The 19,844-nt window shown below is 46.2% G+C and carries 16 protein-coding genes; 14 read left to right on the top strand and 2 right to left on the bottom strand.

Translation table 11 applies throughout. From position 1 onward, the window contains the following. Window positions 1–86 precede the first annotated feature (86 nt). From infB to AB5618_RS09480, 8 genes are all read left to right on the top strand, one after another. Window positions 87–3,089 (top strand): translation initiation factor IF-2, encoded by a 3,003-nt coding sequence (gene infB, locus AB5618_RS09445; RefSeq protein WP_148462357.1) that lies wholly within the window; start codon window positions 87–89, stop codon window positions 3,087–3,089. Window positions 3,090–3,179: 90 nt separating this feature from the next. Continuing rightward, window positions 3,180–3,602 (top strand): 30S ribosome-binding factor RbfA, encoded by a 423-nt coding sequence (rbfA, locus tag AB5618_RS09450; RefSeq protein ID WP_148462355.1) that lies wholly within the window; start codon window positions 3,180–3,182, stop codon window positions 3,600–3,602. Between the two features lie 17 nt (window positions 3,603–3,619). Continuing rightward, window positions 3,620–4,582, top strand: coding sequence for a bifunctional oligoribonuclease/PAP phosphatase NrnA (locus tag AB5618_RS09455; protein ID WP_148462353.1), 963 nt, complete (start codon window positions 3,620–3,622; stop codon window positions 4,580–4,582). Next, on the top strand, window positions 4,582–5,472 hold the full coding sequence (truB, locus tag AB5618_RS09460; RefSeq protein WP_148462351.1) for a tRNA pseudouridine(55) synthase TruB: 891 nt from the start codon (window positions 4,582–4,584) through the stop codon (window positions 5,470–5,472). The genes AB5618_RS09455 and truB overlap by 1 nt, the downstream gene beginning before the upstream one ends. A 72-nt stretch (window positions 5,473–5,544) precedes the next feature. Further along, window positions 5,545–6,444 carry a bifunctional riboflavin kinase/FAD synthetase gene (locus tag AB5618_RS09465; protein WP_148462350.1) on the top strand — a complete coding sequence of 300 codons (900 nt, stop codon included), beginning with the start codon at window positions 5,545–5,547 and terminating at the stop codon, window positions 6,442–6,444. A 212-nt stretch (window positions 6,445–6,656) separates the two neighbouring features. Further along, on the top strand, window positions 6,657–6,923 hold the full coding sequence (gene rpsO, locus AB5618_RS09470) for a 30S ribosomal protein S15 (RefSeq protein WP_148462347.1): 267 nt from the start codon (window positions 6,657–6,659) through the stop codon (window positions 6,921–6,923). Between the two features lie 371 nt (window positions 6,924–7,294). Continuing rightward, window positions 7,295–9,391, top strand: a complete 2,097-nt coding sequence (locus AB5618_RS09475; protein WP_148462345.1) for a polyribonucleotide nucleotidyltransferase — start codon at window positions 7,295–7,297, stop codon at window positions 9,389–9,391. A gap of 141 nt (window positions 9,392–9,532) precedes the next feature. Beyond that, entirely contained in the window at window positions 9,533–10,045 is a 513-nt protein-coding gene (locus tag AB5618_RS09480) for a deoxyuridine 5'-triphosphate nucleotidohydrolase (protein ID WP_148462341.1), read from the top strand. Window positions 10,046–10,264: 219 nt separating this feature from the next. Here the strand turns inward: AB5618_RS09480 and AB5618_RS09485 are convergent, their stop codons facing one another. After that, window positions 10,265–10,660 carry a DUF1292 domain-containing protein gene (locus AB5618_RS09485; protein WP_118578668.1) on the bottom strand — a complete coding sequence of 132 codons (396 nt, stop codon included), beginning with the start codon at window positions 10,658–10,660 and terminating at the stop codon, window positions 10,265–10,267. A gap of 343 nt (window positions 10,661–11,003) precedes the next feature. Between AB5618_RS09485 and AB5618_RS09490 the strand changes: the two genes are divergently transcribed. The 6 genes from AB5618_RS09490 (at window position 11,004) to AB5618_RS09515 (ending at window position 18,108) form a co-directional block, all read left to right on the top strand. Continuing rightward, window positions 11,004–11,759, top strand: a complete 756-nt coding sequence (locus AB5618_RS09490; RefSeq protein WP_368366710.1) for an exodeoxyribonuclease III — start codon at window positions 11,004–11,006, stop codon at window positions 11,757–11,759. A gap of 81 nt (window positions 11,760–11,840) precedes the next feature. Then, window positions 11,841–13,943, top strand: a complete 2,103-nt coding sequence (locus tag AB5618_RS09495) for a Type II secretory pathway, pullulanase PulA and related glycosidase (RefSeq protein WP_173735381.1) — start codon at window positions 11,841–11,843, stop codon at window positions 13,941–13,943. Next, on the top strand, window positions 13,921–14,466 hold the full coding sequence (locus tag AB5618_RS09500; protein WP_148462446.1) for a DUF5662 family protein: 546 nt from the start codon (window positions 13,921–13,923) through the stop codon (window positions 14,464–14,466). Before AB5618_RS09495 ends, AB5618_RS09500 begins: the two co-directional genes overlap by 23 nt. A gap of 154 nt (window positions 14,467–14,620) precedes the next feature. After that, complete coding sequence (putP, locus tag AB5618_RS09505; protein WP_173735380.1) at window positions 14,621–16,156, top strand: sodium/proline symporter PutP; 1,536 nt, start codon at window positions 14,621–14,623, stop codon at window positions 16,154–16,156. Between the two features lie 231 nt (window positions 16,157–16,387). Further along, the gene (gene glf, locus AB5618_RS09510; protein ID WP_148462337.1) at window positions 16,388–17,503 is read left to right on the top strand and encodes a UDP-galactopyranose mutase; all 1,116 of its coding nucleotides are present in this window, start codon (window positions 16,388–16,390) and stop codon (window positions 17,501–17,503) included. 11 nt (window positions 17,504–17,514) lie between these two features. After that, window positions 17,515–18,108, top strand: coding sequence for a DUF6553 family protein (locus AB5618_RS09515; RefSeq protein ID WP_118578660.1), 594 nt, complete (start codon window positions 17,515–17,517; stop codon window positions 18,106–18,108). Window positions 18,109–18,162: 54 nt separating this feature from the next. On the opposite strand, the gene AB5618_RS09520 is transcribed toward AB5618_RS09515, so the two are convergent. After that, window positions 18,163–19,674 carry a hypothetical protein gene (locus AB5618_RS09520; RefSeq protein ID WP_148462335.1) on the bottom strand — a complete coding sequence of 504 codons (1,512 nt, stop codon included), beginning with the start codon at window positions 19,672–19,674 and terminating at the stop codon, window positions 18,163–18,165. Window positions 19,675–19,844: the final 170 nt, after the last annotated feature.

Below are 19,844 nucleotides of genomic sequence, written 5' to 3' on the forward strand. Positions count from 1 at the left end.
TCCCGGGAAATGATTTTTGATGATACGAGCTGCGAAAGACTTATGAAAGCGTATCCTGGCTCGTACTGGTGAAGGGAGAATGGCATATGGTGATAAAGTCACATGAGCCTGCCAAAGACAGAAATAAGCAAAACAGAGAGAATAAAAACAGAGTGAAAAAAGTTATAGATACGGGAAAGGAGAAAGGAATAACATTGGAGACTCCTAAGACAGAAGAGCAGAAAGTGTCAGTAAAGAAAGAAGGCGACGGTGCAGAGGCACCGAAGAAGAAAAAAAATATTATCCGCGTATATCATGCACAGAATGCAAGTGACGGCGGGAAGAACAGAAAGAAACCAGTTGGAGAGAGAAAAGCACGTCCACAGGGCACACGTCCTGCAGCACAGGCACAGCCGGCAGCGAAAGCGGAGGCACCTGTAAAGGCAGCACCGAAGACAGAAGCTCCTAAGACAGAAGCACCGAAGCCGGTAAGTGCACCGAAGGCTGAGGCTCCTAAGACAGAAGCACCAAAAGCTGAGGCACCAAAGGCAGAAGCACCAAAAGCTGAGACAGCACCAAAGAGCGCACCGGTAAGTGCACCGAAGACAGAGCCGGCAAAACCGGTTCAGACTGCACCAAAAGCAGAAGCTCCAAGGACAGAATCCCAGAGACCAGCTGCACAGCAGAACAGAAACGAAGGACAGCAGCGTCAGGGAAATGGCCAGGGCAACCGTAATTTCCGTCAGGGCGAGGGCCGCGACAATAATCGCGGAGACAACAATCGTGGTGACAGAAATGGAGGCAGATTTGGCCAGGGAAGACCACAGGGCGGCAATGGCGGCCAGGGTGGATTCCGCGGAAACAGAAATAATGATGGTCAGGGAAGACCTGTAAGACAGGGAGATTCCCAGAACAGAGGACCGCGCCAGGGTGATGGAAACGGACGTGGATTCCGTCAGGGCGGTGACAACAGAGACAATAGAAATGGAAACGGAAATGGCAGCAGATTTGGCCAGGGAAGACCACAGGGCGGACAGGGACGTTTCGGAGGAAAAGACGGAGATAACCGTAGTGAAGGACGCTTTGGCGGACAGAACCACCAGGGTGGACAGCGCTCCGGCGGTGCAAGAAGAAGCGGCGGCGGATCTGACGCAATCTTTACACCAGAGCTGACCAAGACATCCAAGGACAGCAAGCGTGAGCGTGACAGAGAGAACAAGAATAAGAAGAAAGATTTCGATAAGACATCAGGTGGCGGACACAGACCAAACCAGGGTGGCAGAAACCAGATGTCCAGAATCCCGAAAGCACTTCAGAAGCCTGCTCCGCAGCAGAAACAGGAAGAGAAGAAACCGGAGATCAAGGAGATCACAATTCCGGAGAAGCTTACCATCCGCGAGCTTGCAGAAGCGATGAAGATGCAGCCATCTGCAATTGTTAAGAAGCTGTTCATGGAAGGTCAGATGGTAACGGTAAACCACGAGATCGATTTCGAGCAGGCAGAAGAGATTGCTCTTGGATTTGACATTATTGCAGAAAAAGAAGAAAAAGTAGATGTAATTGAGGAACTTCTGAAAGAGGAAGAGGAAGACGAATCCACAATGGTTTCAAGACCACCGGTAGTCTGTGTAATGGGACACGTTGACCATGGTAAAACTTCTCTTCTGGATGCAATCCGTAAGACAAACGTAACAAGAGGCGAGGCTGGTGGAATCACACAGCATATCGGTGCTTATGTAGTTGATATCAACGGACAGAAGATCACCTTCCTTGATACACCGGGACATGAGGCATTCACTGCCATGCGTATGCGTGGAGCAAACTCCACAGATATCGCTGTTCTTGTAGTTGCAGCTGACGATGGTGTTATGCCGCAGACAGTAGAAGCTATCAGCCATGCAAAGGCTGCTGGTGTTGAGATCATCGTTGCCATCAACAAGATCGATAAGCCAAGTGCAAACATTGAACGTGTAAAACAGGAGCTTTCCGAGTATGAGCTGATTCCTGAGGACTGGGGCGGTACAACTCCGTTCGTTCCGGTATCTGCCAAGACAGGAGAGGGCATTGATGATCTTCTTGAAATGATCCTTTTAACAGCAGAGGTTTCTGAGCTGAAGGCAAACCCGAACCGTGCAGCAAGAGGTCTTGTGATCGAGGCTCAGCTGGATAAAGGCAAAGGACCGGTTGCTACGATCCTTGTACAGAAGGGTACTCTTCATGTTGGAGATTTTATCGCAGCCGGAGCATGCAATGGTAAAGTACGTGCCATGATGGATGATAAGGGACGCCGTGTAAAACAGGCTGGTCCGTCTACTCCTGTAGAGATCCTTGGTCTTGGCGATGTTCCGAATGCCGGAGAGGTTCTTATGTCCTTTGAGAATGATAAAGAGGCTAAGAATTTTGCAGCAGCATTTGTTTCCGAGAATAAGAACCGTCTTCTTGAGGAAACTAAGGGTAAACTTTCCCTGGATAATCTGTTTGACCAGATTCAGGCAAGCGACCTTAAGGAGCTCCCGATTATTGTCAAAGCCGATGTGCAGGGTTCTGTAGAGGCTGTAAAACAGAGTCTTGTAAAACTTTCCAATGATGAGGTTGTTGTAAGAGTGATCCATGGCGGCGTTGGTGCTGTCAATGAGTCTGATGTCAGCCTTGCTGCTACATCAAATGCGATCATCATCGGATTTAACGTTCGTCCTGATACCACAGCGAAACAGCTGGCAGAGCAGGAAGGCGTTGACCTTCGTCTGTACCGTGTTATCTACCAGGCAATTGAGGACGTGGAAGCTGCCATGAAGGGTATGCTGGATCCGGTATTTGAGGAGAAGGTAATCGGTCATGCAGAGGTTCGTCAGCTGTTCAAGGCTTCCGGTATCGGTACTATCGCAGGAAGCTATGTGCTTGACGGTACCTTCCAGAGAGGATGCAAGGTACGAATCACAAGAGACGAGGAGCAGATCTATGAAGGTGAGCTGGCTTCCCTTAAGAGATTTAAAGATGATGTCAAAGAAGTCCGTGCGGGCTATGAGTGTGGTCTTGTATTCCAGGATTTCAATGACGTTAAAGAAGAAGATAAAGTTGAAGCATATATTATGGTTGAGGTGCCGCGCTAGAGCGTAGTAATCGCAGGTGTCAGTTGGGGGCAAGCTCATTGCCCCCAATTTTTCGTTGTCAGAGCCTGCGCTCATATAGGAGACCAAAAAATGAGAAAAAACAGCATTAAAAATACAAGGATCAATGCAGAAGTTCAGAAAGAACTGAGCAACATTATCCGCAGTGAGATCAAGGATCCCCGCATCCATCCCATGACATCTGTCATGGCTGTGGAGGTTGCACCGGATCTTAAGACCTGCAAGGCATTTATCAGTGTCCTTGGCAGCGAGGAATCCAAGCAGTCCACAATTAAAGGGCTGAAAAGTGCAGAAGGCTATATCCGCCGTCAGCTTGCGAAGAACCTGAATCTTCGCAACACTCCGGAAATCCGCTTCATTCTGGATGAGTCTATTGAATATGGCGTAAATATGTCCAGACTTATCGATGATGTGATCGAACACGACCATTCGAAGGGCACTGAGAGTGAGGATGGGGAAAAACAGGATGCAGCAGAAACTGAAGACGAAGAGTAAAAATCGAGGTGAAGGGAATGGAGAGAATCGAAGAAATTCTGGATGGCGTAAAGACCATGGGAATTGGGGGACATGTTCGCCCAGATGGTGACTGTGTAGGTTCCTGCATGGCACTTTATCTGTATATAAAGAAATGGTATCCTGAAATCAAGGCAGATATCTATCTGGAGAAGCCGAAGCCGGTATTCGGACATATTGCATGCATGGACGAGGTGCATTATGAAGCAGGCGAGCCCAGAGAGTATGATCTTTTTGTAACCTGTGATGTAAGCGCTCCTGACCGTCTGGCAGTAGCGTCTGATTATTTCGCTTCTGCGAAAAAGACCGTCTGCATTGACCATCATGTGAGCAATCCGGGATTTGCAGATGTGAACCACGTACATGGTGAGATCAGCTCTGCCAGCGAGGTTCTGTATAAGCTTCTTAACAAAGAAAAAATCGATCTGGATATTGCAACTGCTATTTATACCGGAATGATCCACGATACAGGTGTATTCCAGTATTCCTCCACATCTCCGGACACCATGCGTATTGCCGGTGACCTGATGGAAAAAGGTGTTGATTTTTCCAATATTATTGACGAATCCTTCTATCAGAAGAGCTACATTCAGAATCAGGTCATGGGGCGTGTTCTGGCAGAGAGCATTATGCTTCTGGATGGCAAATGTATCGTTGGCTACATGAAGCTGAGAGACATGGATTTCTATGGTGTAAAGCCGTCAGACCTGGATGGAATCGTAAGCCAGCTCCGTCTTACGAAAGGTGTGGAAGTGGCAATGTTTATTTATGAGCATGAAAGCCAGGTGTTTAAGGTATCACTCCGTTCCAACGGTTCTGTAGATGTAAGCAAGATTGCTTCCTATTTCGGAGGAGGCGGACATGTGAAAGCAGCAGGCTGTGATCTGGCCGGCTCCATGTATGACGTTATCAATAATATTTCAGAACAGATCGAAAAACAGCTTTTAGGACAGGATAAGTAATGGCAGATTTTCAGGGAATCATTGTAATTCACAAGGAAAAGGGCTTTACCTCCCATGATGTGGTAGCCAAGCTTCGGGGAATTCTCCATATGAAAAAGATAGGGCACACAGGTACTCTTGACCCGGATGCTACCGGTGTTTTGCCGGTAGCTCTTGGAAAGGGCACCAAGCTGGTGGATCTTCTTACAGATAAGGAAAAAACGTATGAGGCAGTGCTTCATCTGGGAATCGACACGGATACCCAGGATATGTCCGGAACAGTTCTGGAAGAGCGGCCAGTGAATGTGACTGAGGAGGAAGTGCGAAAAGTACTGAAAAGCTTTGTAGGGGAGCAGCTTCAGGTTCCGCCTATGTATTCTGCTCTGAAGGTAAATGGAAAGAAACTTTATGAGCTGGCAAGAGAGGGCAAAACGGTTGAGCGAAAAGCCCGGCCAGTGTGCTTCTACGAGATAGAGCCTCTGGAATTTCATCTTCCGCTGGTGAAAATAAGAGTGACCTGCAGTAAGGGAACCTATATCCGCACCTTGTGCCATGATATTGGTGAGAAGCTTGGCTGTGGCGGCTGTATGGAAGAACTGCTCCGGTCAAGGGTAGGCCGGTATTCTCTCTCTGAGAGCCATACGCTTGCCCAGGTGGAAGCTGCCGTGGCAGATGGAACCGTCCAGGATATGATCGATCCGGTAGAGGCAGTTCTGGCTGAGTACCCCGCTCTTTATGCGGATTCTTACGGGGACAGGCTTCTGGCAAATGGAAATCCGCTGTCCGACAATCTGGTGAGTCCCCAGCACAAAGAAGGCTGGGTGCGCATGTACGCCAGTGACGGAACTTTTACAGGTATTTTTCAGTGGGATGCAGGGGAGAAGAAATATTATCCGGTGAAAATGTTCTGAATAATAAAGTGACGATTTGGCAGGTGCTGAATAGTCACCAATCAGACATAAACTGGTGTGACAGGAGAGATTATGGAATACCTGAAGATAGAGGGTGAGTTTCCAAAGCTTGCCAACTGTGCAGTAACAATGGGAAAATTTGACGGGATCCACCGTGGCCACAGGAAACTGGTTGAGAAGATCAGGGAGCGGAAGACACTTGGAGAACAGGCTGTCCTTTTTGCCATTGATGCTTCCAGCAACATGATCCTTACCAGCCAGGAGCGCGCTTCCCTTCTTGAAAAGCTTGGCGTGGATGTGCTGGTAGAATGCCAGTTAAATGACAGGATCCGGCATATGAAGGCTGAGAATTTTATAAAAGAGATTCTTATGGGAGATCTTGGGGCATCCTACGTAGTAGTAGGAGAGGACAACCGGTTTGGCTTTGAGCGGAAAGGTACGCCCCGGCTTCTTATGGAATTTGGAGAAAAGTATGGCTTTGATGTGGAAATCCTTTCCAAAGAAATGGATGGACACAGGAAGATCAGCAGTACCTATATCAGAGAAGAACTGAAAAAAGGAAATATGGAGAAAGTTACTTCCCTTATGGGAAGGGATTACTTTGTGGAAGGCCAGGTGGTGCATGGCAGGGGAATGGGACATAAGGTCCTGCTTCCCACCACCAATCTCGTGCCTCCCAGGACCAAGATCCTGCCGCCAAACGGTGTGTATGTGACAAGCTCTTATTTCGGGGATAAGATATACCACGGAATTACCAACATTGGCTGTAAGCCTACGGTTGGTGAGAGCTTTATAGGGGTGGAAACCTATCTTTTTGACTGTAAGGAAGATCTCTACGGAGAGGAATGCCGGGTGGATTTCAAAAAGTTTTTGAGGCCGGAACGGAAATTTCCCTCTCTTGAGGCGCTGAAGAGCAGACTTCTGGCGGATGCAGAGGATGGCCGGAGATTTTTTGAAAAAACTGAGAAATAATATCGGGAAGAAAAACGAAAAAAACAGTTTACAGAATCTGGCGGGTATGCTATACTAGGCAAGGTGTGAGTAGGTTTACTTCCTGCGTTCACATATCAGACAGCCCATATTCAGGGGTTGGACACTCCGACCGTCTCTTAATATGCGGCGATTACGTCCCCACAGGAATACCTGCATGGGAGACCATTAAGAATAATAAGGAGGAAATCAAGATGATTTCAAAAGAAAAGAAAACAGCAATTATGAAAGAGTATGCAAGATGTGAGGGAGATACTGGTTCACCAGAGGTACAGGTAGCTGTTCTTACTGCAAGAATCCAGGAGCTTACTGAGCATTTACAGAACAACCACAAGGATCATCATTCCAGACGTGGTCTGCTGAAAATGGTAGGTCAGAGACGTGGACTGTTAGCTTACTTAAAGAAAACAGACATCGAAAGATACCGTGCACTGATTGAGAAATTAGGTTTAAGAAAATAATTAGTATGCGGAAGGGGCGGATATCCATCCGCCCTATTTTAAGATGTGAGGAAAGTTATGATTGTTCACTGACAAGCTTTCTACCGGAGCTTTTGTGGATAGTGATAAGTGTCACAATAGAGGCACTATTGTCTGTAAGGGCAACCTGACAGATAAAGATTTCCGAGACTTCTGAAAAGGACATTTGAAGAGAACATTTGAAGAGAACTGTTCCCAGCAATATCAAATGTATTTTTCAGTCGTTTCGGACTTCTGTTGTGACAGAGGCAAAGAGAGCTGCAATATACGTCGGTCAGAACTGGTTTTTACAGCTTCTGCAGAAGTGTAAGGTGGCTTCAGATCAATATTTTATATGAAAAAGGAGAGAAGACATGTACAAAAGTTATTCCATGGAATTAGCTGGAAGAACACTTACCGTAGATATCGGACGTGTTGCGAAACAGGCCAATGGCGCAGCACTTATGCATTATGGTGATACCACTGTACTTGCTACAGCAACTGCATCCAAGGAGCCAAGAGAGGGAATCGACTTTTTCCCATTAAGCGTTGAATATGAAGAGAAAATGTACGCCGTAGGAAAGATTCCGGGCGGTTTCAATAAGAGAGAAGGAAAGGCAAGCGAGCACGCAATCCTTACCTCCCGTGTTATCGACAGACCTATGCGTCCTTTGTTCCCGAAGGATTACAGAAACGACGTAACACTGGTAGACATGGTTATGTCTGTAGATCCGGAGTGCAACCCGGAGATCCCGGCTATGCTTGGTTCTTCCCTTGCTACCTGTATTTCTGATATTCCATTTGATGGCCCATGTGCAACGACACAGATCGGCCTGATCAATGGAGAGTATGTTGTGAACCCTACACTGGCTCAGAAGGATATTTCTGATCTTCAGCTGACAGTAGCTTCCACAAGAGACAAAGTTATCATGATCGAGGCCGGTGCCAACGAGGTTCCGGAGGATCAGATGATCGAGGCTATTTATAAAGCACATGAGGTAAACCAGGAGATCATCAGATTCTTCGATCAGATCATCGCTGAGTGCGGTAAAGAGAAACACAGCTATGAGTCCTGTGCAGTTCCGCAGGAGCTGTTTGACGCCATCAAGGAGATCGTTCCTCCGGAAGAAATGGAAGTTGCCGTATTCTCTGATGACAAGCAGACAAGAGAGAACAATATTGCAGAGATCACAGACAAGCTGAAAGAAGCTTTCGCAGAGAAAGAGGAGTGGCTTGCTGTTCTTGGTGAGGCTGTTTACCAGTATCAGAAGAAGACCGTTCGTAAGATGATCCTGAAAGATCACAAACGTCCGGACGGCCGTGCAATCACACAGATCCGTCCTCTGGCAGCAGAGGTTGACATCATCCCGAGAGTACATGGCTCTGCTATGTTCACCCGTGGACAGACTCAGATTTGTACGATCACTACTCTGGCACCTCTTGCAGAGGCACAGAGAATTGACGGACTTGACGAGTTTGAGACAAGCAAGAGATATATGCATCACTACAATTTCCCGTCCTATTCTGTAGGTGAGACAAAGCCATCCAGAGGACCGGGACGCCGTGAGATCGGTCATGGAGCACTTGCTGAGAGAGCACTTGTACCGGTTCTTCCAAGCGTAGAAGAATTCCCATATGCAATCCGTACTGTATCCGAGACCTTTGAGTCAAACGGATCTACCTCCCAGGCAAGTATCTGTGCATCCACCATGTCTCTTGAGGCTGCCGGTGTACCGATTAAGAAGCCGGTTGCAGGTATTTCCTGTGGTCTTGTAACAGGTGACACAGATGATGATTATATCGTTCTTACTGATATCCAGGGACTTGAGGACTTCTTTGGCGACATGGACTTCAAGGTAGCCGGAACTCATGACGGTATCACAGCGATTCAGATGGATATTAAGATCCACGGTCTTACAAGACAGATCGTAGAAGAAGCAATCAGACGTACTAAGGAAGCAAGAGAGTACATCCTTAACGAAGTTATTGAGAAATGTATCCCTGCACCTCGTACAACTGTTGGAAAATATGCTCCGAAGATCATCCAGATCCAGATCGATCCTCAGAAGATCGGTGATGTTGTTGGCCAGAGAGGTAAGACCATCAACACCATCATTGAGCGCACAGGCGTTAAGATCGACATCACAGATGAGGGTGCTGTATCTATCTGCGGCGTAGATGATAAGAACATGCAGGAAGCAAAGCGTATGGTTGAGATCATTGCTTCTGACTTCGAGCAGGGACAGATCCTTACCGGACAGGTTGTAAGCATCAAGGAGTTTGGCGCATTTGTTGAGTTCGCACCTGGCAAAGAGGGAATGGTTCACATTTCCAAGATCTGCAAGGAGAGAATCAACCGCGTAGAGGATGTTCTTACACTTGGAGATAAAGTGACTGTTGTATGCCTTGGAAAAGACAAGATGGGAAGAATGAGCTTCAGCATCAAGGATGTTCCGGCAGAGGCAAAATAAGAATAAAATGCAAGGCCACTGTGTAGGAAAAGCACAGTGACAGCTTGGGGGATGCCGGACAGATGTGCCCGGCATTCTTTATATCCGCTGCAGAGCCGGAGCTTTGGAAAATGCGTCTGCACGGGATAAACAGGAGGAAACATGAAGAGAATTGCAAAATTTCATAAAGTAAGTAAAGAGCGCTTTGTGGCAGACTGGATGGATGCTTTTGAAGGCGTGTCTGCTGACGAGGCAGAGAAGATTTATGAGGGAATCCGTCTTCCAAGACGGGCTACTGCCGGAAGCGCAGGCTATGATTTCTTTTCCCCGGCTGATTTTACCATCAAGCCAGGCGAGACCATCAAGATTCCGACCGGGATCTGTGTGGAGATGGATCAGGAATGGGTGCTGAAATGCTATCCAAGAAGCGGCCTGGGATTCAAATTCCGTCTGCAGCTGAATAATACGGTGGGGATTATTGACAGCGATTATTTTTATTCTGACAATGAAGGCCATATTTTTGCCAAGCTGACAAATGATACCAATGAGAATAAAGTGGTAGAATTGAAGGCAGATACAGGCTTTATGCAGGGAATCTTCGTTGAGTACGGGATTACCGTAGATGATGATGTGACAGATGTGAGAAATGGCGGGTTTGGAAGTACGACGAAGTAACCCGCTGCGGCGCCCTCGCAGTTTTATGGGAAATACAAAAGCAGGTAAATGTGATGAATTTATCAATCACAGATACCTGCTTTTATTGTGCTTAAGTTTTTTTCAAATTTTGCAGAAAGCCTTTTTCAAACAGGCTCCCGCAGGAAATCTCTTTAAAGACCACCGGGAAGATTACTCTGATGCTCCCGCAGGAAATTTCTTTAAAGACCACCGGAGAGATTACTCTAAAGGTGTTCCGGCAGCTTCTGCTTCTCGTGCATTCTGTAAAACAGTGTCAAATGCGATAGCAGCCTTATTGTACTCTTCGTCGCTCTCAATGTTGGAAAGCATGGGAGCACCCTCTGCAGTGCGGGTGAAGGAATACAGATAAACTTCACCGTCATGATTCTGGCCCTCTTCGTCAAGAGGAAGAAGCGCAATATATTCCTTTGCATCTACCGGGAAAATGGTAAGGATGGCGCATTCTACCTCAGTATCATCCTCCATGGTAAGAGTAATGGTGCTGTGCTGGTTTGCGTCAGTGCTGCATCCACCGCATGTGGAGCAGTCGGAACCGCCGCAGGATGAGCTGCTTCCACAGCTGCTGCAGGAGTTTGTCATATCTGAATCACTCATTAAAAATACCTCACTTTATAAAAAATTTGTATTTATATGTTACCTGTGAAAAAGCATGTTCATGCTGTAAAACAAGGTAACACCGGGACTTCTTTAGCTTCATTTTCACTGGTAACGGTATGCCCGGACAATATTTAGATTGTACCAGAAAAATAGGGTTTTGTGAATAGGGAAATCTGTGTTATAATGAAGAAAGTGTTAGAATATATTGAATATTCACAGGCAATATCCTATGAGAGGTTTTTTGTGAATGAAGTTCACTGGAAACTTTGAAAAAATGGGCAAAATCATGTACAGAAGGATTTTTGTGCATTATATAAATTTTTACAGATTGGAGAACAACATGAAGCTTGTATCATGGAACGTAAATGGAATCCGTGCCTGTATTACCAAGGGCTTTGAAGAAAGCTTTGCGAAGCTGGACGCAGACATTTTCTGCCTTCAGGAGACCAAATGTCAGGAGAACCAGGTGAAGCTGGAGCTTCCAGGTTATTATCAATATTGGAATTACGCGAACCGCAAGGGATATTCCGGAACAGCTGTTTTTACGAAAAAAGAGCCGTTGTCCGTGACTTACGGACTTGGAATAGAGGAACACGATAAAGAAGGCCGTGTGATCACTGCAGAGATGGACGATTTTTATCTGGTTACCGTATATACGCCCAATTCCCAGTCCGAGCTTCGAAGACTGGAATACCGCATGGAATGGGAAAGAGATTTCCTGGCTTATCTTCTGAAGCTTCAGGAGAAAAAGCCTGTGATCTGCTGTGGAGACATGAATGTGGCACATCAGGAAATTGACCTGAAGAATCCTAAGACTAACCGGATGAACGCAGGCTTCACAGATGAAGAGAGAGCCTGCTTTACCAGAACTCTGGAAGCTGGATTTATTGACACATTCCGTTACTTTTATCCGGAGCTTGAGGGTGCCTACTCCTGGTGGTCTTACCGATTTAAGGCAAGAGAGAAGAACGCCGGATGGAGAATTGACTATTTCATCACCTCTCCGTCCTTGAAAGAGAATCTGGAGGATTCGAAGATTCACAGCGAGATAATGGGATCCGACCATTGTCCTGTAGAGCTGGATCTGAAATTTTAGACCATAGGGAGTCCTGTATGGCAGGATCTGGGGATAAACAGATAGCATCGGATGATTTTATTTCATAAGAAAGATTGCATTATGCAGATTCCTTTTGGGAAACGTGCTCTGTGTACAAAAATGGCTACAGACGAGACAGCAGACAAAGACAGGAGGGCTTATAAAGTGCCAATACCGGGAAATAAGAGCGTGGTTGTGACATACGGTTATCCTCTTTTACTTGGGGTAACCCAGATGGCAGATGGATATAATTTTGCAGTGGAAGCGGAAGAGGATTCTGAGGTTTACCTGCTTCTTTACAGGAAGAGGGGAAGAGAGCCCTTTTATGAACTTCTTCTGGATGAAAAATATCGTACAGGACGGATTTTTTCTGTCTTTATGAAAAAATTAAATGTAACCAATCTGGAATACAATTTTAAGATAAACGGGGAAATCTATCTGGATCCCTGTGCCAGCAGAATCAGCGGAAGAGAGCACTTTGGGGCAGCGTGGGAGGAGGATCCCCACAAGGTGCGATGCGGCTTCTGGTCAGGCAATGGTTATGACTGGGGGGATGAGAAAGCACCGGAAACAGACTTTGGAGATATGATCCTCTATAAAGTACATGTCCGTGGATATACCAGGCAGGCTAAGCTGCCGGCAGGACTTCGGGGCACTTTTTCCGGTCTGGTACAGATGATCCCATACTGGCAGGAGCTTGGCATTAATACAGTAGAGCTTATGCCGGCCTATGAATTTATGGAGGTGGTTCCGCCAAAGGAGCCAGACGGTCTGGTTTCCCAGAAGGGGAAAAAGGACGAGGTAAATTACTGGGGATATGGAAATGGTCTTTATTTCGCGCCAAAGAGTGCTTATTGCGCTACCCGGGATCCCCACAGGGAATTTTGTGACATGATCAGGGCTTTTCACAAAGCAGGGATTGGCTGTATCATGGAAATGTATTTTCCGGCAGAAGTTAATCCTTTAATGGCACTTCGTGCAGTGCAGTTCTGGAAACAGAATTATCATGTGGACGGCTTTCATATTCTGGGAGAAGGGGCACCTCTTGACCTGATCATGAAGGACGGCCTGCTTGCAGGGACGAAGATCATGGCAGAAGGAATGGATACGGCTGCTCTTTATAAGAACCGCAGATCAGGAAAGCGTTGCTTTGCGGAATATAATCTGGGCTTTTTGCAGGATATGCGCAGATTCCTGAAAAGCGATGAGGATATGGTTCCGGCTGTGCAGTACCGCATCCGTCATAACCCGGATGACCATGGAGTGATCAATTATATCACCTGCCAGGACGGTTTTACTTTAAATGACCTTGTTTCCTACAATTATAAGCACAATGAGGCAAATGGGGAAGGCAATAACGACGGCTGCAGCTATAATTATTCCTGGAATTGCGGTATTGAAGGACCAAGCAGGAAGCAGTGGATCCGTCAGATGAGGGAGCGCCAGATGCGTGCTGCTTTTGCCATGCTGCTGTTTTCCCAGGGAGTGCCCATGATCTATGGCGGTGATGAGATCGGCAATTCCCAGGAGGGAAATAACAATGCTTACTGTCAGGATAATCCCATTGGCTGGATTGACTGGCGGGGACTGCGGCGAAATGCCAGTATGCTCGCCTTTGTAAAAAAGGCAGTTGCACTTCGGAAGGCTCATCCTGTCCTTCATATGAGTGAGAGCATGAAAGAAGCAGATTACCTTGGCAAGGGATTCCCGGATATGTCTTTTCATGGGGAACGTGCATGGTTCTGCAACATGGAAAATACCAGCCGCATGATCGGCATGATGCTGTGCGGGGCATATGCAAAGCTGCCGGACGGAAGTGAGGATGATTTCCTTTATACAGGCTATAATTTTCACTGGGAAACCAGGAATATCGCGCTTCCTAATCTGCCAGAGGGGATGGAGTGGAAGAAAGTGATGGATACCGGAGATCTGACCTGTGATGGATTTTATGGGGAAAATGGCCAGGTCTATGAAAGAGCCGTGGAGGTGGGACCGCGTACAGTGGTTGTACTTCAGGGTGTGAAGAAACCGGAGCCTGAAAGAAAGCATACTGGCAAAGGAAAAAAGAATGAAAAACTGCCAGTCGCAAAAGCGAAGAAAACTGCAGCTTCAGACAATACTGTGACAGAAGCTGAGAATAAGGAAAGGAGGTCCGGTGACAATGCATCCATGGCTTCACTTTAAAACAATCACAAAGCATAAGCTGATGGTCATGCACTATTGCTTCCGAATCGGACTTTACAAGCAAGGGCTTCTCCATGACCTTTCCAAATATACTCCATCGGAATTTCTGGTGGGCTGCAAATATTATCAGGGAAACAGAAGTCCAAATAACGCAGAACGTGAGGCTACTGGCGTGTCTACCGCCTGGCTTCATCATAAAGGGCGCAATAAGCATCATTATGAGCATTGGGTGGATTATTCCATAAATGATCCGGAGCATGTGATCATGGGGGCGAAAATGCCTCGCAGATATGTGGCAGAGATGGTGATGGACCGGATCAGTGCCTCCAGGACGTATCTTGGGGACGCATATGACAATCACAAGCCGCTGGAATATTTTCTGAAAAGCAAGCCGAAGCTGTGGTTTGTACATCCCCAGACCAAAAAAGAGTTAGAGGGGCTGCTTCGGATCCTCAATGACAAAGGGGAAGAAAAGGCTTTGTGGTATATTAAGCATGTTTATCTGAAAGGGAAAGAGAAGTAGTTTCATATTCTGTGTTTATAAAACGCATACTTTCAAAAAAATATATAATATCACTTGCACTTTCATACTCTTCTGTGGTAAAGTATGAAATATGTTATTTTGCTGTCCGGATGATTTGGGGACGGCAGATTTTATAACAGAGGAGGAGAAAAAATTGAGTGGTACAACAGTGATAATTCTGATTGCTTTTGTGTTTTACCTTGCCATGATGATCGTCATCGGCGCGGTTTACATGAAAAAGACCTCCAGCTCAGAGGATTATTTCCTTGGAGGACGAGGACTGAACGGATGGGTGGCAGCCCTTTCAGCACAGGCTTCTGATATGAGCGGATGGCTTCTGATGGGTCTTCCCGGAGCTATTTATTCCTTTGGATCCGGACAGATCTGGATCGCGGTAGGACTTTTTATCGGAACTGTTCTCAACTGGGTTTGTATTTCCGGAAGACTTCGTAAATACACCATCGCAGCAAACAATTCCATGACCATCCCGGCATTTTTCGAGAACCGTTACCGTGATAAGAAAAAGATCCTACTTCTGATCTCATCAGTGGTAATCGTAATCTTTTTCCTGGTGTATACAGCTTCTGCGCTGGCAGCAGGCGGTAAGCTGTTCAATACCGTATTTGGACTTGATTATCACATAGCACTTGCCATTGGAGCAGCGGTTATTCTTTGCTATACTTTCATGGGCGGCTTTATGGCGGTCTGTGTAACAGACTTTGTACAGGGAACCCTGATGCTTATCGGACTGCTTGTAGTTCCGCTGGTGGCATATTTCCTGCTTCCAGGCAATCTTACAGACCTGATCTCCCAGAGCGGCGTGACCGGCGGTGCAGGTGCTTATCTGAACCCATTTATGAATGGAGACAGACCATATACCTTTATAGAGATCTTTTCCCAGCTGGCATGGGGCTTTGGATACTGTGGAATGCCTCACGTACTGGTAAGATTTATGGCAGTTAAGAACGAGAAGGAACTGAAAAAATCCTGGGCGATTGCCATTGTATGGGATCTTCTTTCCCTGACAGCTGCATTTGCAATCGCTGTGATCGGAAGAGCTTATCTGCTTCCTGTTATTCTTGGGGAGAACGGAGCTGCTTCTTCTGAGAGCGTATTTATTGAGATGATCCGCAAGGTGTTTACCTCAGAGCTTGCGCTTCCCTTTATCGGTGGACTGTTCCTCTGCGGAATCCTTGCAGCGATCATGTCCACAGCGGATTCCCAGCTTCTGGTAACGGCTTCTGCAGTATCAGAGGACTTGTATCACAGCTTTGTCAAGAAGGATGCTGATACAGAGGAAATTCTGAAAGTAAGCCGCATCACGGTTATTGTGATCGCAGTGATTGCATTTGTCATTGCATGGAATCCGGACAGCAGTATTATGGGACTGGTTTCCAATGCATGGGCAGGACTTGGTTCTGCATTTGGACCGATCGTGGTAATGTCCCTGTTCTGGAGAAGAACCAATCTTCCAGGTGCCATTGCAGGTATGGTGACTGGCGGACTTACCGTTATTATCTGGGACTATATTCCATTAGTTGGAGGACAGACACTGGGAACCTATACCGGACTTTATTCCCTGGCAGTTGGTTTCCTGCTCAGTCTGGTGATGATCGTGATCGTCAGCCTTGTGACGAAGGCTCCATCCAAAGAAATCACAGATGAGTTTGACAGAGTTGCTGCGAAATAATGCGGTTGTATGATCGTTGTGCATTGTGATGCGTGTTATAGGTTGCGATGCGACCATTAAGAAAGTTTTATAAAAAAGGTAGTCCTTATATGGAAAGGGCTACCTTTTTTTCTGAAAATTTGTTATAATAATAACATCTTTATCCGGGAATGAAAGACATTGTATATCAGTGTCTGGCAGAAAACGGACGTAATAAATCTGCATTCCCATAACAGAAAGGGGCAACACAAGATGAAAAAATATGATTATTTAATTGTAGGAGCCGGACTTTTTGGAGCTGTATTCGCTCACGAAGCTACTAAGAAGGGCAAGACCTGCCTGGTGATCGACAAGCGTGATCATATCGGCGGTAATATTTACACAGAGGAAGTAGAAGGCATCCAGGTCCACAAGTATGGCGCACATATTTTCCATACCTCTAAGAAGGAAATCTGGGACTATGTGAACCAGTTTACAGAATTTAACCACTTTGTAAATTCACCTATTGCTGTGTATAAGGATGAACTGTATAATCTTCCGTTTAATATGAATACATTCCACCAGCTCTGGGGAGTTCGGACTCCGGCAGAGGCGAAGGCGAAGATTCAGGAGCAGATCAGCCGCATGCACATCACACACCCGAAGAACCTGGAAGAGCAGGCGCTGGCGCTGGTGGGACAGGATGTGTATGAGAAGCTGGTAGAGGGCTATACCCGCAAGCAGTGGGGAAGAGAGTGTAAGGACCTTCCGTCCTTTATTATCAAGAGACTTCCTCTTCGTTATACCTATGATAATAACTATTTTAAGGATCCCTATCAGGGTATTCCGAAGGGCGGCTATACCCGCATTATCAAGAAGCTTCTGGAGGGTGTCCAGGTTTGCCTGAAGACGGATTTCTTTGCAAACAGAGAAGAGCTCACTGCACAGGCAGATAAGATCCTTTTTACCGGTATGATCGATGAATTTTACGATTACTGCTATGGTGAGCTGGAGTACCGTTCCCTGCGTTTTGAGACAGAAGTGCTTGATATGGGGAACTATCAGGGAAATGCGGTTGTGAACTATACCGATTATGAAGTGCCATATACCCGTATTATTGAGCATAAGCACTTCGAATTTGGGACACAGCCGAAGACTGTTATCACAAGAGAATATCCGGCAGCATGGGAGAAGGGAAAAGAGCCGTATTATCCCATTAATGATCCGAAGAATGACGAGCTCTTTGACAAGTATGAGCGCCGTGCATTAGAAGAGAAGAATGTACTCTTCGGCGGACGACTGGGCATGTACCGCTATATGGATATGGATAAAGTAATCGAGGAAGCTCTTAATATGGCTGAGACCGAGCTGACCTACGAAGAAGTATAAAGGAGAATACTATGGATACCCCGACTATTACACAATACTACAGAGAATCGGACCCGGCCAGACGTCTGGCACTTTTGAATATGTCAATTGAGGCAGGAGAGGAGCCGGAGCTGAATCAGATCCGCAGGGAGCTTTGGGACATCCGTTATCAGGATCCGTCTGAGCTTGGCGGTGATACCCGGGCTGACGGTTTGATCGCACTGTGGATGCTGATGGAGTTTAATAAGGACAGCGGCAAGCGCTTTATGGGAGTCCGCGGCGGACGTAAGGAGATCATGAAACAGCTGAATAAAATGAAATTCCAGGAAATCTGCGCCAAGGGTAAGGATTATGAAGAGCTTCTTTACAGGGAGTGCTGCCATATGGTGAAGACGTATATGGAGCTTAGTGAGTCTGATAAGGCTTATAACAGCACGCTGTTTGGAATTATGAAAATGAGCAGTGAGCGTGCCAAGGACAAGCTGAAAGCGGATATTTATGATACTGCCGTGGTGCTTCCGCAGACATTGAAGATGGAAGAAGAGCTTGGAATCGTCACCCGCGCCGCCCGGGAAATGTACGAACTGCATTTTCCAGGAGAGGGAAGCCTGGGAGCAGACAGATAACATGTCAGGCGAAAAAGCCTGACATGTATAAAAAGATATAAAATTATAAAGTCCTTAATACCGCAGCAGTCTCCGAATCTGGAGCTGGCTGCGGTATTTATTATGCAGCTCCAGTTCCAGCGCCTTCTCACATGCATCCAGAATCACATCATAATAGGTAAACTGATAAATATTACCTGCAATCTGTACACAATTATACCGCTGCAAAGAAATCCCAATCTGTTCCATGGAAAACTGGAAATCAAGCTTCGCCTGCAGCATACGCATTAAGGTAAAGGACACAAACCCAATCACAAAATGGGCATTGATCTTATCCGGTGTCCAGATGAAGGTAGCAGAGGAGTCATACTGGCTTTTGGAATCAAGGAAAATTTTCTCCATATGACGAAGTCCGCTGAAAAGACGATAAGGGGCAAGATTATCCACCTCCAGATTATCAGTAGCAATGGCAGTATATCCGTCCAGCTTCAATCCGGTACGCCTTCCGGAAGACTCCCTGGCAAGGCGCTGCTGTCTGGCCTGAAGCTCATGGTAGTATACAAATTGTTTTTCCCTATCCTCAAAAATCCGCTCTTTATAAAGAAGAGGGATAGTCTGATGCTTTTCATTCAGAATTTTCATTTCCTGATAACCATCCTTCAGTACCCAATCCTTAAATTCTGCATTCGCAGTATGTACCGGCAGACCATAAATATATCCGTCTGCTGGAACTCCATTGCAAATAAAAGGCTCCTCCTCCGGACGCACAGGTGCAGTATTATAAAAGCGGGTTCTGGGATTCTCTCTCTTTAATTGCTTTACGGCATTAAAAACAGACTGGTTCAACACAGTACCACTGGTAGACAGGTCATATGCAATGGGAATTCCATTTCTGTCCGTGAGAAGATCCAGGTGAAGGGTGGAATCTGTACGTTTGGCATTGGGCTGCGTGTCAGAGGGCATGCTTCCCGGAATGGAAAAATTATAGCTGGTGTGATCCAAAAAAGCAGAAGTGGTATCTCTGGAAAGGATGCTGCCGGAATGCTCATAAATCCACTTCTGCAGATCTTTTTGCAGTTTCACGATAACATGAAAGGCAGAATCCAGGTCTTCGTCTGAGATGCTTCCGGATTCTTCGAAGTAGATTCCTTTTTCAATAGCTTCATTCCAGGTGCAATTTGGGTAAAGCGCACGGGAAATGACCATATATCGGAAAAGTTCTTCTATATTATAGGAGAGAGATAGATTCCAGGTCCTGGTACGCCAGAAAATGTCCAGCTGAAGCTCCTTATAAAGGTATTTCAGAATGCCGTAGCCTACATTTTTCAGAGAGTGTTCTCCCGGTGAGAGAGCAGTAGTAAGGTCAACATATACCACAGAGTTCTTTTTGGCTTCTCGTTCCTGGTTCATATCAGCGACAACCTTCTCGAAATGGCTGATGGGATCCGGGTAATCCTTCTTTAAATCTTCCAGATATCCCAACCCCATAATGGTTTTCTGACGAGTGGCTTTCTTCTCTTTATCATAGTAGGATTCGGTGATGGCAAGGTAAGTTCCCTTTGCCTTAGGGGTCTTTTTGAGAAACATAGGGGTCCTCCTGTATGCTTTATCATTTGAAAATGAAGATGGTGCGTAATCCTTGTTTGCCAATTGTATAAGTGCATTGGTTTTCTGGCAGTTATTATACCACACGAAAGAATGTACATCAAGATACACCATGAGTAAATACGAAAATCGGAGCGAATATAGTTTAGAAA

The organism is Ruminococcus sp. J1101004sp1_RTP21198st1_B9_RTP21198_201120 (assembly GCF_040924245.1).
GTDB lineage: Bacteria > Bacillota > Clostridia > Lachnospirales > Lachnospiraceae > Blautia_A > Blautia_A faecis.